16 protein-coding genes are annotated in these 16,520 nt (G+C 39.1%); 1 reads left to right on the top strand and 15 read right to left on the bottom strand.

Going from position 1 to position 16,520, the window contains the following annotated elements; genetic code table 11:
- Positions 1–22: 22 nt before the first annotated feature.
- The 4 genes from MUB24_RS02450 to MUB24_RS02435 all read right to left on the bottom strand — a co-directional run bounded on the left by MUB24_RS02450 (position 23) and on the right by MUB24_RS02435 (position 3,338).
- Positions 23–1,039 (bottom strand): S66 family peptidase, encoded by a 1,017-nt coding sequence (locus MUB24_RS02450; RefSeq protein ID WP_244700774.1) that lies wholly within the window; start codon positions 1,037–1,039, stop codon positions 23–25.
- Between the two features lie 23 nt (positions 1,040–1,062).
- The gene (locus MUB24_RS02445; RefSeq protein WP_244700771.1) at positions 1,063–1,545 is read right to left on the bottom strand and encodes an NUDIX hydrolase; all 483 of its coding nucleotides are present in this window, start codon (positions 1,543–1,545) and stop codon (positions 1,063–1,065) included.
- A 106-nt stretch (positions 1,546–1,651) separates the two neighbouring features.
- Positions 1,652–2,218 (bottom strand): DUF2441 domain-containing protein, encoded by a 567-nt coding sequence (locus tag MUB24_RS02440; RefSeq protein WP_244700762.1) that lies wholly within the window; start codon positions 2,216–2,218, stop codon positions 1,652–1,654.
- A gap of 190 nt (positions 2,219–2,408) precedes the next feature.
- Positions 2,409–3,338 (bottom strand): MBL fold metallo-hydrolase, encoded by a 930-nt coding sequence (locus MUB24_RS02435; RefSeq protein WP_244700759.1) that lies wholly within the window; start codon positions 3,336–3,338, stop codon positions 2,409–2,411.
- Between the two features lie 240 nt (positions 3,339–3,578).
- On the opposite strand from MUB24_RS02435, the gene MUB24_RS02430 reads away from it, so the two are divergent.
- On the top strand, positions 3,579–4,244 hold the full coding sequence (locus MUB24_RS02430) for a Fic family protein (RefSeq protein WP_244700756.1): 666 nt from the start codon (positions 3,579–3,581) through the stop codon (positions 4,242–4,244).
- Between the two features lie 165 nt (positions 4,245–4,409).
- On the opposite strand, the gene MUB24_RS02425 is transcribed toward MUB24_RS02430, so the two are convergent.
- From MUB24_RS02425 to MUB24_RS02375, 11 genes are all read right to left on the bottom strand, one after another.
- Complete coding sequence (locus MUB24_RS02425; RefSeq protein WP_244700753.1) at positions 4,410–4,886, bottom strand: DinB family protein; 477 nt, start codon at positions 4,884–4,886, stop codon at positions 4,410–4,412.
- A 157-nt stretch (positions 4,887–5,043) separates the two neighbouring features.
- Complete coding sequence (locus tag MUB24_RS02420; RefSeq protein WP_244700751.1) at positions 5,044–6,168, bottom strand: CAP domain-containing protein; 1,125 nt, start codon at positions 6,166–6,168, stop codon at positions 5,044–5,046.
- Positions 6,169–7,542: 1,374 nt separating this feature from the next.
- Complete coding sequence (locus tag MUB24_RS02415; protein WP_244700748.1) at positions 7,543–8,247, bottom strand: class I SAM-dependent methyltransferase; 705 nt, start codon at positions 8,245–8,247, stop codon at positions 7,543–7,545.
- Between the two features lie 35 nt (positions 8,248–8,282).
- On the bottom strand, positions 8,283–8,603 hold the full coding sequence (locus MUB24_RS02410) for an HIT family protein (protein WP_244700746.1): 321 nt from the start codon (positions 8,601–8,603) through the stop codon (positions 8,283–8,285).
- A complete protein-coding gene (locus tag MUB24_RS02405; protein ID WP_244700743.1) occupies positions 8,593–9,084 on the bottom strand; it encodes an NUDIX hydrolase in 492 nt (163 codons plus the stop codon). The genes MUB24_RS02410 and MUB24_RS02405 overlap by 11 nt, the downstream gene beginning before the upstream one ends.
- Positions 9,085–9,244: 160 nt before the next feature.
- The gene (locus MUB24_RS02400) at positions 9,245–9,970 is read right to left on the bottom strand and encodes a YjjG family noncanonical pyrimidine nucleotidase (protein ID WP_244700740.1); all 726 of its coding nucleotides are present in this window, start codon (positions 9,968–9,970) and stop codon (positions 9,245–9,247) included.
- A gap of 73 nt (positions 9,971–10,043) precedes the next feature.
- Positions 10,044–11,315: an MATE family efflux transporter gene (locus MUB24_RS02395; protein WP_244700736.1), complete on the bottom strand. Its 1,272-nt coding sequence runs from the start codon at positions 11,313–11,315 to the stop codon at positions 10,044–10,046.
- A 312-nt stretch (positions 11,316–11,627) separates the two neighbouring features.
- Positions 11,628–13,163 carry a galactarate dehydratase gene (gene garD / locus MUB24_RS02390; RefSeq protein WP_244700733.1) on the bottom strand — a complete coding sequence of 512 codons (1,536 nt, stop codon included), beginning with the start codon at positions 13,161–13,163 and terminating at the stop codon, positions 11,628–11,630.
- Positions 13,164–13,361: 198 nt separating this feature from the next.
- Complete coding sequence (gucD, locus tag MUB24_RS02385) at positions 13,362–14,825, bottom strand: alpha-ketoglutaric semialdehyde dehydrogenase GucD (protein ID WP_244700731.1); 1,464 nt, start codon at positions 14,823–14,825, stop codon at positions 13,362–13,364.
- A 16-nt stretch (positions 14,826–14,841) separates the two neighbouring features.
- Positions 14,842–15,774, bottom strand: coding sequence for a 5-dehydro-4-deoxyglucarate dehydratase (gene kdgD, locus MUB24_RS02380; protein WP_244700728.1), 933 nt, complete (start codon positions 15,772–15,774; stop codon positions 14,842–14,844).
- 89 nt (positions 15,775–15,863) lie between these two features.
- On the bottom strand, positions 15,864–16,511 hold the full coding sequence (locus tag MUB24_RS02375) for a YesL family protein (RefSeq protein WP_244700726.1): 648 nt from the start codon (positions 16,509–16,511) through the stop codon (positions 15,864–15,866).
- Positions 16,512–16,520: the final 9 nt, after the last annotated feature.

Raw genomic sequence — 16,520 nt, 5'->3', positions numbered from 1 at the left:
CCTCCTTTCATTGCTTACATCATTAAGGCAAAAAGTGTTGTTGAATCGTTCCGTTTCCATTTTCTACTTTTACTTCCGCATAAGCTCCGTTTATGAATGTTATTTGCGGAGGAACATGCCCACAATCGATATCATAAATAATCGGGATGCCCAGTTCGTCTGAGAGTTCTTGATAAACATCCTCAGCAGTATAATTTCCAACTGGCTGATTCGCAGAGCTTCTTCCAAATAGAATGCCTGAACTTCCCTCAAACCACCCTGCTAGTTTCATATGAACGAGTGATCTCCTTAAATCAGTTGTTGATAGCTCGCAATTTTCTAAATACCATAAAATAGGATCGCCATGAAGAAATTGTTGTTTAAACCTTTGAACGTCTCCATAAGGTGTACCAATCAAATGACGAATCACATCGATACATCCACCTAGTAAACGGCCTTTTATCGTTATATGAGGATCCGAAACTGTTTTCCAGATCGTTTGTTCTGTTAGATGGAAAACACATGGGGAAGGATGACCATGCCGCCATTCCTTTTGATACTTAGGAGAAGAGTATTGCACAACCGACTCTCCAACCTTTGTTGATAATACTTGCTGCCACATGGCTGTTGTCTCATCCGAATATTCTCCTCGTAAATCCAGTAAGTTTGTACCATGTGCAGTGGCCATTCCGCTTGTCAATGTTATCGCCAATAATAAAAGGCTATTGTCGGAATAACCTAAAATCCATTTATTTGGAAGTTGTTCAAAATCGATATATTCTAAGATTTCTATTAATAATTCTCCACCCCAAGGCGGTATGAGTATATCGATCGACTCATCCTGCAACATTTGCTTCAATTCAGCAGCCCGTTCTTCTGCCGATGCTGATTTGGCCTTATGTTGTGTCCAAACCGTCGTACCGCATTTTACCGTAAATCCTTTCTGCTCTAAACGTTGACATGCTTGTTCTACAATGGGATGCAGCTCCACTCTCACCCCTGAGGAAGGGGCTGTCACACCAATCGTAGCCCCTTTTTGTAAAAACGGATATTGGATCATTCTTTTCTCCCCCATTCCTTCGTTTAAATATCCCTTTTCATTTTCAATTCAAATGTAGGTTTCGTGACATAGTCCATATACTGAACGGTTCCATCAAAATCCAAGTAGGCCTGGAAACGGGTGCGTATAGCTGGGGCTTCGACCATATCTAAAACATGTTCCTTCGCAACCCAGCGGCTATCCGAGGTTTCTTCTGAGGTTGCTAATTCTCCTCCTATTGGCTTGCAGATAAAATCAAACATCACCTTTGTTGGCACATCTGTGACACCGTCATACCATTTATGTGTACCTGTGTTGGAATAGACCCCCATTAAGTGCGAAACAATGATGTCGATCCCACTTTCTTCCTTTACTTCCCTCGTCACCGCATCAATCACATTTTCTCCGACTTCCACTTGCCCACCTGGGTACACCCAGCCACCATGGTGTGTTTTAACAAGTAAAATATTCCCTTGATCATCTTCCACAATTCCAGCGGCTGCAACGATATGAGTTGGCATTTCCATTGTCTCTCCACCCTTCTTTGTCCTTACTCTATTACTATTCTAGAGGATCACAAAATTGACCTGCTAGTTCATTCGGGAAAAGGAGCTCTAAATCTTCCGTCTGTTCTTAAGATAAGGGGGCTGTTTGAGGAAATTCCTTTACTATTTCTACAACCTTTATCTTACCATCTACCAACGTTTCAACCAATTGCTCTTTACCAAGTTTGTTAGGTCTATTACTCCAATAGTAATCTGCATTTCTTTCATTTTCTTCGGCATTATCCGTTCCATCAAATACATTATACGCATCACCATCGAATACCTTGCCATTTGTTCGTAATTTAACAATTTGATAAACTTTTCTATCACTATTGATAAATGAATTAGCCCACATTTCCGCATCTGATAAAGTTTTTGAGGTGTATAAACATGACATTCTAGAAGGATAGTTTGGATAGTTTTCCAGTCTAACCTTTTCCAACGCTAATTCTCTATATGTTCTAACAGTCCAGTATTCCAAGTTTGAAAGTATAAATTTCGAATCTTTATCAATAGGCTTATCTCCATCTAATATATTTTTACAAGTCATAACCCGACGATACACACCATTATGATGGTTATGATCAAAAATTATGATTTGTCCAAGCTTCATAGGTTTTTCGGTAACTGCATGATACAAATAATTTTCAGCCACTCTTGTTCCCCTTCTCTTATTGTTCATCAAGTGAAACCGGGGGCTTACAGCCAGTTGATTCGGGATAAACGATTGTTGGATATCATTACGCAGCAAATTCTACGATCGGACCTCAACAACCTGACTCCTACAAAGTGAGAGATTATCTTACTTCATCCACCTTGACTAATACCGTTAATCTATGCAGCTATTAAGAGTTTGGTCCCGTTTGCATAACCGTTTCCCCTAACAATAAGACCCGTAATTGTGCCTCAGGAAGCTGCCGCTTTTCCCATTCTCGATATAAACGCTCCAATGCCTCTGGGCCTGTGTCATCCGCCAAGCGATAAGCGCCATAGTGCATTGGCACAAACGTTTTTGCTTGTAACTCAAGGAACGCTTTCACACTGTCCTCCGGATTAATATGAGAATCGCTCATAAACCATTCCGGTTCGTACGCCCCAATTGGCATAAACACCGTGTCAATCGCAAATCGCTCGCCAATCTCCTTAAATCCGGGAAAATATCCTGTATCCCCAACAAAATACATCGTTTCCTTAGAACCTTGAAAAACAAATCCTCCCCAATGGGAAGTATTTATATCTGTAAGCGTTCTTCGCGTCCAATGCTGGGCTGGGACAAAATGAATGGTGAGTCCTTTAAATTCCGCGCTTTCCCACCAATTCAGCTCCGTCACATTCCGATAACCTTTTCGTAAAAAAAGCGATTTTAACCCTACCGGCACAAAATAATGTGGATTCCCTTTCAATTTTTTCAGCGTAGGAAAATCTAAATGATCATAGTGTCCATGGGAGATGACAACCACATCTATTTCCAGCAGATCCGCAAGTGGAATTCCCGGCTCTGTCAGTCTTTTTTGAAAACCCATCCGTTTGGCCCAAACAGGATCGGTTAAAATATTCAGCCCGTTTATTTGAATAAGAAACGTAGAATGCCCAATCCATGTATAGGAAGTCCTGCTCCTATTTTCCGCAATTTTTTCAACCTGTTTATGTGGACATTGCTCAATATTCACGGTTAAATCCTTTACCTTGTTGCGTCGTTCTTTCGACCACTTCATCATATCTCTAAACGATGTATTAATCCCAACTTGATTTAAGTTCTCATATCTTTTCTTCATAAGCTCACCCAAAATGAATTCTTTTAAAAAAATTATAACAACAATCATGACAGTGAACAAAATATAAGCGTTATTTTTTGATAGTGAAAGACCATTTGTTAAGTACGTAAGACCGATTAAGTGGGAATCAAACAGTCTTTTGGAGAGTCATAGACAAAGAAATTAGGTATAATTGTAAAGAGGACAGGTAAAAGATGGTAATTAGGTAATGATTACATCTTATTGAAAGGGGTAGGATGAATGATTTTTAAAGATAAATACAATCTCAACGATCGAGAGTCCAGATTTTTATTAAAAAAAAGCATTGTCGGTCTAATCCATTCCGCTTCACGTCTAGAAAAAGTCAAAACTACATTTCCGCAAACAAAAACCATTGTCGAAGGTATGAGCGTAAGTGGAGTTAGTATAGATGATATACAGGTCATCCTTAACCTGAAAAATGCCTATCAATATGTATTAAAACTGCCTAAAGATGCAAAGTTTGATTTATCAATCGCTTGTAAAATAAACAGTTTTATCTCCTATAATGAGTCACTGGAATGGGGCGTTTTGCGCACGGGTCAGGTAGGAATACATGGGGTAGACTATACTCCTGCCATTCCGATTGAATCCGAGGTTGCGGCTACTATACAAGACATTATGAATGGTGAAATGTCATGGACATACAAAGCGTTAAAATATATGTATTATGCTATGCGGTCCCAACTGTTTTGGGACGGAAATAAACGGACCGCGATTGTATCCGCCAATACAATCATGATGTTGAATGGTGTAGGAATTGTCAATATTAATGAAGAACAATTGGAAGTATGGAATCACTTATTATCAGAATTCTACGAAACGAACAATGATGAAAAAATTATACAATGGACGTATGATCATTGTATACATGGGATTGATTATTAAAAATCCTCTGTTGTTTTTTACTTCACATCATATCCGAGCCTTTCCCCTATATATTAAGACCGTTAGTAAGATAAGCGCACTAGCGGTCTTATTACCTCAAGTACTACTTTTTTATCTCAAAATTAGTGCTTTGACTAAATTCCGCGGTTATCCCCTAACATTGTGCTACTTAGATGAGAAAGTCAGCATCAATGCTTCAATTTGCTTTCTATGGTGCTGATCATGCCAAATAAAATCACGCAAATAATTCTTTACAGCAAAGGGATGTCCTTCGGCGTCTTGGTAGACCTTTTCAAAGTTTTCATCTGATTGTTCCCGAATGGCATTTACTATCTGTTCACGATTCGCACGAGTCAAGTTAATCAACTCATCGTCAGTTTTTGATTTTGCAAATTCGCGGGCGTTTTGATTGAAAGTATCAAAATCCAAATGTCTCACGGTCAAAGGTTGATCCTCCGAGATCGGCTTAATCGCTTCTTCATAAAAATACTGATCCCAAAGTAAAATATGACTCACCACATCACGGACTGCCCATTTCCCCTCACCAACAGGCTTATCCCAAATGGCTGGATCAAGTTGCCCTACAAATATTGGCCACTGTTTAAATTCTTTCAATAATGTTTGCTTTTCATTGTCAATCACTTTTTTATCCCCCTTCAAATTGTACTCTTCTGTATACTTCGCCACAAATAAGAAAGTTCCTTCCCTATATCCGAATTTACGTTCTATTATTATGCTCCCACTCTCTCTGAACCAAAAACGAGGTCTGCTCGCTACTAGCAGACCTATTCACATACAATTAAGGGCTTAGAAAGTTCTCTGTAAAATACGGTTGCCCGTCCTTATTAAAATCGACACCTACACCTAACGCTTGAAAATCCTTTTGAAGAATATTTTTACGGTGACCTGGTGAGTTCATCAGTCCTTCATGGGCAAAAATACTGCTAAATTGACCCATCGCAATGTTTTCACCTGCCATTTGATACACAATATCATCTTCTGCCATCCGGTCAAAAGGTGATTTCCCCTCAAGATTTGTATGATTAAAATAGTCATTTTCCGCCATATCTGTACTGTGCCCACGGGCTGTTTTCATCACTGCTTCATCCCAAGTAAGAGCAGGCAGACCATTTTTGACTCTCACAGCATTTGTCAAATCAAATAACTGATATTCAAATCCTTCTTTCAGCTCATCACTAGGCTCTCCATATATTTTTTCTTTTCTCTGCTCAAGTTTCTCATCAATAATCAAAATAGCCGTTACCGTGTTTTTTTCCTGCTGGTCATAAAAGATCGTTACATATTGATCGTCCATTAGAAACAAATCATATTCATCATTCGAATTGATTTGATAGGAAACCCAGCCTTTGCGGATATATTGAAGTGGGTCATCATTCGTTTCGAGGACGGATTCCCTAGGTGTCCCATAAGTTACATCTATTTTAGAGGCAATTAAATCTTGATCTGTGTATAACCCCGCTACGAGGTCATCCTCATCATAAGCCACCATCATAAAATTGTGATATTGCTCATGATAGGCCACCCACTCCACACCATATTCATTCATCGTTGAACGATTAGGTGTTCCAATTTTTTTCTCAACCTCTGCTCGCGCATCCCCTATTTCAATATTATGAACAGAGAAAATTTGATCATCTGGATTTTTCAAATTCGGCTTTTTAACCATTTTCTGCTTCAATTCTTGTGACTCTTCTTGAGGTGATATTTTAAATAAATGCTGAACTTGGAATTGTAGAGATTCGATCGTTTCGTTTATTTTCGGATTTTCTTTTATGGCATGAAGATCTGATTGGAATTTACCCAAAACTCCTGAAACTCCAGACTCCTTCAAGGTTTCCCCATAAAAATGCCAAAACCCGAATACCACAATCAATAATAAAAGAATATTTCGTAATTTTGGCAAACTGACACTCCTGTCTTTATCCGTATTCGATATTTATATTGTAGCAATTTTTATGGCTAGGGACAATGAGCAAGGGAAATTACCAAGATTGCCCAGTGAAACAAACGAAACGATATTTCCCATTAAACGAGCAAAATACAATAAGATTGAAGGGATATTTTTTGAAGCAACAAGAAAGCTTCTTGATCTACATTTTTGCAAATTCCTGGGTGTTTTGTACACAAAGAGAGGATTCTACTATGTTTTTGCCATTCCTTTGCATTTTCGTAGATCCAAACGTACTTTGGATCTACGTTTTTACTGTTCCTTCGCGTTTTCGCAGATCCAAACACGCTTTGGATCTACGTTTTTGCAGTTCCTTTTCATTTTCAGACATCCAAACGCCTCTTGGATCTATATTTTTGCAGTTCCTTCGCATTTTCGCAGATCCAAACGCCTCTTGGATCTATATTTTTGCAGTTCCTTCGCATTTTCGGACATCCAAACACGCTTTGGATCTACGTTTTTGCAGTTCCTTCGCATTTTCGCAGATCCAAACGCCTCTTGGATCTATATTTTTGCAGTTCCTTCGCATTTTCGGACATCCAAACACGCTTTGGATCTACGTTTTTGCAGTTCCTTCGCATTTTCGCAGATCCAAACGCCTCTTGGATCTATATTTTTGCAGTTCCTTCGCATTTTCGGACATCCAAACACGCTTTGGATCTACGTTTTTGCAGTTCCTTCGCATTTTCGCAGATCCAAACGCCTCTTGGATCTACGTTTTTACAGTTCCTTCGCATTTTCGGACATCCAAACACGCTTTGGATCTACGTTTTTGCAGTTCCTTCGCATTTTCGCAGATCCAAACGCCTCTTGGATCTACGTTTTTACAGTTCCTTTGCATTTTCGTAGATCCAAACGCCTCTTGGATCTATGTTTTTGCAGTTCCTTTTCATTTTCGGACATCCAAACGCCTCTTGGATCTATGTTTTTGCATTTCCTTTTCATTTTCGGACATCCAAACGGCTCTTGGATCTATATTTTTGCAGTTCCTTCGCATTTTCGGACATCCAAACACGCTTTGGATCTACGTTTTTGCAGTTCCTTCGCATTTTCGCAGATCCAAACGCCTCTTGGATCTACGTTTTTACAGTTCCTTCGCATTTTCGGACATCCAAACGACTCTTGAATCTATATTTTTGCGGTGCCTTTGCATTTTCATACATCCAAACACGGATTTGAATCTACGATTTAATAAAAAGGATCCCGATCATTTGTGTAATCATAAGCGTTAGAAAAACAATCACAGGAAAAAACAAGCCTTAGCCTGCTTTATTTCAAATTAAAATCATTGTTTCATCCGAAATTCCCTATCTCTATGAGATAATCATCTTACACTTTCACACCGACTACACCGATTAAAGGCGGAATTTCATGATGCGTTCTTTGTCGTCCTTCAAGTGGGACCTCTTTCGGAATCGTTAATTCCTTCATCGCCAGTAAACGGAATCCTGTAGAAATAAAGGAATTTATATATTTTTCCAAAGGACGATGATAGGCTCCTAATGTGCCCCGTATCGTCCCTTCTCCTTCAGATTTCCACCACTGCTCTGCATATTTCTTTATGATTCTCATACCATTTTCGGTTGTCTCACTATAAGGGGACTGAAAACAAGGATGAGTGATAACCCAAATCATTTTTCCCTTTGGCTTAAGAATTCGATAAGAGGAGTCGAACACTTTTTGAAAATCGGGCAAATCCATCAGCATTAAACTCGAAACAACAAAATCATATTCATTTTCTGAAACACTCTGTAAACTTTGCGCATCGTCTTTTACCCAGTGGGCGGCATCGGCATCAGGATAAGACCGGGCGATTCGAAGTAAGTCTTGACTAATATCTACCCCAGTGACAAGCCCGCCACATTTTATGAGTCGCCGACTTAACTCGCCTTGGCCACATCCTAGATCACAAATTTTCCGGCCTTTTATTTCATCGATTTGCTTCAATATGAATTGAAAGCTCAGCTCATTTATAGGCAAGCGCTTTCGAATGATATGATCGTAAGTATCTGCAAATGAATCATAACCAGCCATAATTTCCCCCCTTATAATTAACTTTTCTAAAATGATTACACTTTTTTTCCATACACGATATGCCAATGCAAATGCTTGGAATCTTGATAAGCGCCGAGATTAGTGATCACGCGGCAAGCCCCGTGTTCTTCTTCAATCTTACTAGGAACCTTTTGCACCACACCCATTAATTCCAACAACAATTCGTGATCTTCTATCGTTGTAAGGGATGGGATATGCTTTTTGGGAATGGCGACAATATGGACTTGATAGAAAGGCCTTGTATGATAATAGGCTAAGACATTCTCCGTTTCATAGACTTTCTCTACTTGCGTTTTCCCATTTAACACCTCATCACAGTAAAAATCATTCGTCATTATGTCTTCTCCTTTCATCCAGCCTTGTCTTCAACTGATAGTTCGGCTTCATTTCCCATGTCTCGTATGGAACAAAATTTTTCGCTTTCATTGCATCAAGTGTACGAGACCTTTGCTGCGGACGGGTAATATAATGACCAATATTTTCTTCATCAATCGATATATAGCGAGCTTCGAGGATCTCTTCCGGCTGAATCTTGATCTCTCCACTCACATACTCAGCTTTAAAGACAACGCTTACAGTTGCCTTCGTTTGATTAAAATAAACCCCCGTAATGCCAATCGGGCGAATCGTCACACCTGTCTCTTCAAAAAACTCCCGGCAAACGGCCTCATCCAGTGGCTCCCCAACTTCGACACACCCACCTGGCATTTCCCATGTATCTGAGCGCCAGTGGGTTCTCAGGAGTAACACCTCTCCCTTTTCATTAGTAACAAAAGCAGCTACTCCAATCGTTTGCTTCGGTGGCTCATAGGTCATCTCTTTTCCCCCTCTTTATCTGTTTTTACGAAAAAATCCCATAGCGATAAAGCCCACACCAAGACCGATCATCGAACCGGCCCTACTTTATCAAATAAAAGCCCTAAACCAACACCAAGGATGATACAACCAATGAAAACGACCCCGCCTCTTTCATAGTTCATATGGTTTCCCTCTCTCCACTTGTATAATTTCCTAAAATCTCTTTCACTTCCTGCAAACTTTTAATCGTAAATGCTGGGTGGAATCCTTTTTCAAGCGGGATCCCCTTTGGATTATAAAAACAAAAATCAATCCCGGCATTTACGGAACCAGAATAATCATCTCGCAAAGAATCTCCGATGAATAAAGCCTCCGTATGATTGATATCCAATTGTTTAAGTGCTGTCTCAAATATTTTCTTATCAGGCTTCCAATAGCCTACCTCATCCGAAATAATTAACCTATCGAAATAATGATCCATTCCCCCTGCTGCAAGCCTACCTCTTTGGGCTTCCCCAATCCCATTTGATATAATCGCTAATTTATAACTTCCATGAAGATAAGATAATAGATCTGGCGCATACTCCTCAAAATGGCAGGTCTGACAAAACGTTTCCCAATATTGGCCAGCTAATACCTGTGATACAGAATCATCGCATTTTAATTCTTTTAAAGTATCTTTAAAAGAATATTCAAGTACCTCTAATATATGATGACCCGCTTTATTTCGATCATTCCAATACTGCATATTGACTTTTTGAAAGCATCTCCAAAATTTATCCCAATCAAAAGTCTCGCTCTGACTTACGCCATGCCCATTTACTGTATTTTGCATCGATTCCCATTCACTTTTAGAATAATTTAGAAGCGTATTGTCTAAATCAAAAATTATCGCTTTATACATTTTGTGTGATGCCCCTTTCTACTGATAGTATACACTAGAAAGCGTGGGAGGAGTGAGTATATTCTAAAAATTCCTACTCCACTTTTAAGCTATTTTTCTTTAAGGCTGAAGAAGTAGGTTCTTTACTCACCCGAACCACATTAAAGAGCACAACTCCTAGTCCGGTAAGTTCACCAATAGAAATAGAAGCAGCACCGATAATGCCATTCCATTCAGGAAAAAAAGCAACAAAAACAATAAGGCATAGGAAGACAGTCACAAAATTGGCAATCTGTCCCATTAACATCTTTTTCGTCCGCTTTTTAAGCATTAAATACCCATTTAAGAAATCAACCCACGGAAATAATAAAGCCCGAAAGAGAAAAAAGGTTAGCACCATAATCGTCATTTTTGACAAAGAAGGATCAGCTCCCATGATCACATCCATAAACCATGGTCCTGCTTTTGTGACACATAATATTCCTAATAATAGTGCTGGAATGAGGCTAATGATGACGATAAAATGAATCACTTTTTCTTTATTTTCATCGTAAAATTGTAAAACGATTTGATGGGTAAACATGAAAAAGCTTAATAGTAATTGACAAATGCTATAGGCTAAAGCAAACGAAGCGATTCCTGCTTCAATATTATTCGTCTTCGCTAAAAAGGCGTAGACAACAGGTATGAGCAGCGTCTGAATCACAAAAAAGAAAACGAGGGGGGTATAAAATTGTTGCATTTCCTTTTTCCCTACGGATGGTTCTTTATTATTCTTTTGCTTCCATAAAAGCCGTTGCCCTCTCCAGACACTAATCACCATTTCTATGATCATACCAATTAAAAAGATCAACGCCCCAACCATGCTCGTAACTCGATCTGTTTGTATAAACACATAGGCGACAAATAGCATCGCTAAAAGTCGGAGCACGACGCCAATCGTAATCCATTTTGTCTCTAATTGATTGATCATAAATCCTTGATAAATTCCACGAATTCCCGAAAAAATCACGACTAGCGTAATCACTTTAAAGGTTTGCGAAATGGTGTACACCATATCCTCACTAGCATTAAAAAAATGGACAAATAACCAATCTCCTACTCTTGTATAGCTGATTAGTAAACTAATAAACACGATGATGCCTGTCACTTGTAAAAAAAGAATCGTTATCGTTTTAAATGAATGGGGATTTTTCACAAGCGCCGAGCTTGTTTGACGAAGACTAATAATAGGACGTTCTATAATGCCAAATAACGAAAACGCGACAGCATAACAGGCGATAACGAAGGTGGCATTTTCACCTCTACTTAATGTCCCATTAATAATAATATGTGTGAGGGAAGTTAAACTTGATGACAAAGCCAATGGGATAAAAAACGCGCTTAAATGATGATAGGTAAGTTTATTAGGGTTTGAAGTTTTAATCGTAATGACCTCATTTTTTAGACACCGACAGAAAACTTATTTATCCGTATCTTTTTTAAGTTCCTTCTATTTATTAGAATACCACAAATTAACAACGTTGTTAATCCTTCGTAAATCCCTTATTACCTTTTATCAGGGACAAGGGATCTATGTATGGTATCATTCGTAAAAGTTCACAATTATAAGGCCATTTGACTAGATTTTCTTTTTTTAGCTTTGTTCGAAATAACCACAGATAAATAATAACTAAAATTACGTAATTGGTGCTGGGTTAAACAAGGCTAAATCATTATGCAGTCCCCAATGCTCTGCCCATGTTTTCTTATGACCGCTTGCTACTTCCAATATAAAGTGAAATATTTCCCATCCCACTTCTTCTATCGTTGCTTCGCCAGTAGCAATCCTACCAGCATTTATATCAATCAGGTCTTCCCACTGCTCTGCTAATGCATTTCGGGTGGCCACCTTTATGATTGGAGCCATTGCAAGTCCATATGGTGTTCCTCTTCCGGTTGTAAAAACTTGAAGATGCATACCGGAAGCTAGTTGTAATGTTCCGCAAACAAAATCACTAGCCGGTGTGGCCGCATAAATTAGCCCTTTTTTCTTTACTTTTTCACCAGGTGCGAGTACCCCTGCGATCGGACTTCTACCTGACTTTGCTATAGACCCCAATGACTTTTCCACTACATTGACTAGCCCTCCTCTTTTATTTCCTGGTGATGGGTTGGCACTTCGATCAACTCCCCCTTGAAGAAGATACCGATCATACCATTCCATCTCACGGATTAAAGCACTTCCCACTTCTTTATTTACTGCTCGAGGCGTCAATAAGTGAATAGCGTCCCGTACCTCTGTGACTTCTGAAAATAAAACAGTCGCCCCTGCCCTAACCAATAAATCAGCTGCAAATCCAACAGCTGGATTTGCAGTTACACCCGAAAAGGCGTCACTCCCCCCACATTGCAGTCCTATGACAAGATCAGAAACAGGACAAGTTTCCCTCTTTCTTCTGTTTAACTTTATTAATCTTTCCTCAGCCATATCCATAATGGATTGAACCATACTTTTAAATCCGTGTTGATCCTGAAGGGAAATGACATCCGCTATTTTCCCATCCGGTGTTATTCTGGTAAGTGAAAGCTTCTCACAGCCCAGACCAACGATCAATGCTTCACCACCAAAGTTTGAATGGTTTGCTAGGTTTTGAATGGTTCTAATTGGAATAACAGCTTCAGGTGCATGAATGGCCACACCGCAACCGTAATTATGATTAATTGCAACCACATCATCAACATTAGGGTATTTTGGCAAAATCTCTTGTTTTATTTTTTTTACGGCAAAATCTAAAACACCGACTACACACTGAACACTTGTTGTAATGCCTAGGATATTCTTGGTTCCAGCACTGCCATCCTTATTACGAAAACCTTGAAATGTATAACCATCAAGAGGCGGTAAAGTTTCAGAAACGTTATTTGCTAAGGGTAGGTCATTTAAATTGGGGGATACTGGCAGTATCACTAAGGACTCCTTAACCCAATTACCCTTCTTGATTAGTTTAGCTGCATAGCCAATCACTTCTCCATAGCGGATAATTGCTTTGTTTTCAAGTATGTCTGTTAGGGCAACTTTATGCCCTTGCGGTATTCTTTCGTTAAGTTCAAGTCCACATGGGAAAACAGCCCCGTGATCTAGCCCCCCAGTATTAACGACAATGGCTACATTATCATTCTCATTCACCTTAATATAACGTGGTGTTTCTTTTAGACGTTTTTTTGTATCCACTTTATCATCCCCCTCATTATAATAAAGAAAATAGACTGTCTTCACTTTAGATTATTTCATATGTCGAGGTAACTAACCCTTTACCATTTGGTATTTGTTTCTTCTTTTAGGCTTCTTTACAACAGTATTCCAGCTTCCAAAATATCTTTTGTAAAAAACCATGTTAACCCTAAGACTTTTTTCTTCATTGATAACGTCTTATTTAACAAGAATTGTTTTTACGGATGTAAAGAACTCTTTTGCTGCTTCTCCTTGCTCTCGTGAGTGGGAGCTGGAATTTTTCATTCCACCGAACGGTGCCTGCAGTTCAACACCCGCGCTTTCTGCATTAATTCGAATTAATCCAGCTTCCATATTATCAACGAAAGAAAGGAAATGCTGAATATTTGTAGTGAAGATAGAAGCACTCAAACCATACTGTACGTTGTTCGCAAGCTGAAGTGCTTCTTCTACTGAGTTGACTTTAAGTAGTGCAATCACTGGACCAAAAATTTCCTCTTGTACAATCGTCATATCCGGTGTGCAGTTTTCAAAAATAGTTGGTTCTACGTAGTAGCCTTTTGCCTGAACTCCTTCTTCCAAGCGTTTTCCACCAGTTAAAATATGTGCTCCTTCTTCCAATCCTTTGTTAATATAGTAAAGAACATTCTTAAGCTGATTTTCACTAGCGCAAGGTCCCATCCATGTGGCATTATCTAATCCATTTCCAATCGTAATCTCTTTCGTTTTTTCTACAAGCTTTTGCTTAAATTCTTCATAGATTTCATTTACTATAATGACTCGGCTTGTCGCTGTACATTTTTGCCCTGTTGAACGGAACGCCCCAGCAATAACCGCGTCTACAGCTAGGTCCAAATCTGCATCCACAGCAACAATTACCGGATTCTTCCCTCCCATTTCAAGCTGATATTTCGCTCCACGCGCTAATGCCGCTTGAGCAATTCTTTTCCCAACGCCATTTGAACCGGTAAAGGTAATACCGTTTATATCTTCATGTTCGGCGATCCCCTGTCCAATAACATTACCTGGTCCTGTGATCATATTGATAACGCCTTTTGGAAGACCGGCTTCCTCAAAGCACTCTATTATTTTTGCACAAGTGATGGCTGTTTCAGTTGCAGGCTTCACTACAACTGTATTACCATATACTAGAGCCGGCGCTATTTTCCAGATTGGGATGGCAATTGGGAAATTCCACGGAGTGATAACACCCACTACACCTAGCGGAACTCGAGTCGTAAACATAAGAGCAGTACTGTCAGTAGATGGTATGACATCCCCAATTTTACGCATACCTTCTCCTGCATAATATTTCAAGATGGCTATTCCACGTGCTGTTTCCCCTTTTGTTTCGGCAAATGTTTTTCCCATTTCTCTTGTTGCACATTCAGCTATTTCTTCTATTCTCTTATCAAGAACCTGTGCTGCCTTATATAAATACTCCCCCCGTTCTGCACCGGAAAGCTTGCGCCATTTTGCTTTCGTCTGTTTTGCAGCGTCTACCGCAAGATTTAAGTCAACCTCAGTAGATTTTTGAACATATCCTACAATTTCCGATTTATCGGCAGGATTTAAACTCTTTTCTACTTCACTTGAAACGGATGTAACCCATTCACCGTTAATATAATTAAGATATGTTTTAATCTGTACTTCTGTTGTCATAAAGTATCCCACCCTTTTAAATTGATTGAATGGATGTTTCTTTTGGAAAGCGATCCATCGCATTTTTCAAAATCGTTTCCATTTCCGCGTAGTGTTCCTTTTCTACTGGAAGAATTGGTCTTCTAACCGTCTGTCCAGCAGGTATTCCTATTATTTCCATACCTGCTTTAATAAGAGAAACAGCATATCCTTTACACTGACTACGAATCTTGTTAATTGGCAAAATGACATACTGATAAATTTCATTGACCGTCTCTTGATCTCCACTCAAAACGCCATTATAGAATTTTCTCGAGATGTGCGGGATGTAATTGGAAATTGCCGATGAATAAGACTCAAAACCCAGTGGTACATAGGCGGGCATGGTCACTTCTGCAAGTGGCATACCATTTATCCAGCTAAAACGCTCTTTAAAAGTTTGTGTAAGGAGTGTATTCAACTCCATATTGCCCAGTCCATCCTTCACACCGACTACCTGAGGGACTTTTGCGAGCGCTGCCAAGGTTGATATGGAAAGATAAACATTATCACGCTGATATACAATGGCATTTAAGTTTGTGCTCTCTGCAATTGTCTTGAAATAATCAGCTAGACCTGCCTGTTCTCCAGATACAAGGTATGGAGGCAAGATCAAGTAACCATCTGCTCCCTTATCTGCTGATATTTGTGCAAGTTCCAACGAAGTTTGAATATTTCCTCCAACCCCTGTATATACAGGTACTTTACCTCCTGTTACAGATACAGCTACCTCTACTATTGATTTATACTCCTCTTTACTTAATGATGGATATTCTCCGGCAGCACATGCTGCGAATATGGCTTCAAGCCCCTCAGCTAATAAAAATTGAATATTCTTTTCAAGCATTTGTTCATCAACCTTATTATTTATAGTAAAGGGGGTAATGGGAAATCCCAAAATCCCTACCGGTGCCTTGCGTTTTATACTCATTATTTGTTCCTCCTTTATGTACTTTGATTAATTGTAAGACAAATAGATTAATAGCAAAAACATCATAAGTAAAAGGCCGCTCCAACTAACTATAAGGTTGTTTGACCGATTTGCCTTTTTTCTACGACACGCTCAATGGCTTGGAAGCATTGGTAGGCAAGCCACATATTTAAATGGCAAAGTATGCTTACTCCAAAAAGCGGAATAAAGCCTGGTAGGTATACGAGAAAATAATAAGTGGCTACACAAGTAATCAACATGATGATCAGATTTACGGGATGTAAAAAAGCAATGATTAAAGCCTGACGTAAGTACTGAAGTATATTCAATTTGTAATGGACATAAACCGGGAAAATATATAGAATGAGCATGATGAAAACAACCATTATTATCAGCATAAAGAAACTCATAAAAAGATGAACAGTACCCTCAAAACTTCTAAAAAAGAATAAATTAAAGGAGGTTAGACTACCAATGAAAAATAATAAATAACCCAAACCATTGGCACGTAAGAATTCCATACGATAGACATGCCAAAATGTTTTGACAAGTGGGATATCTTCCTCCCCCAAGGCTGTCTTTCTGGCAATTGTGTAAAGAGAAACTGTGCTTGGGAAAGTTCCTAGAATAATACCGCCTAAAAGGCAAAACGCTAGCCATATCATATTTAAGTAAAAAAAATAGGTGATCCATTTGCAAAGATTATAAATACCAAGTAATAACCGATTCATTTGCATTTTATCCCT

The organism is Lederbergia sp. NSJ-179, assembly GCF_022867885.1.
GTDB lineage: Bacteria > Bacillota > Bacilli > Bacillales > Bacillaceae_C > Lederbergia.
This window is presented reverse-complemented; position numbering and strand designations above follow the sequence as displayed.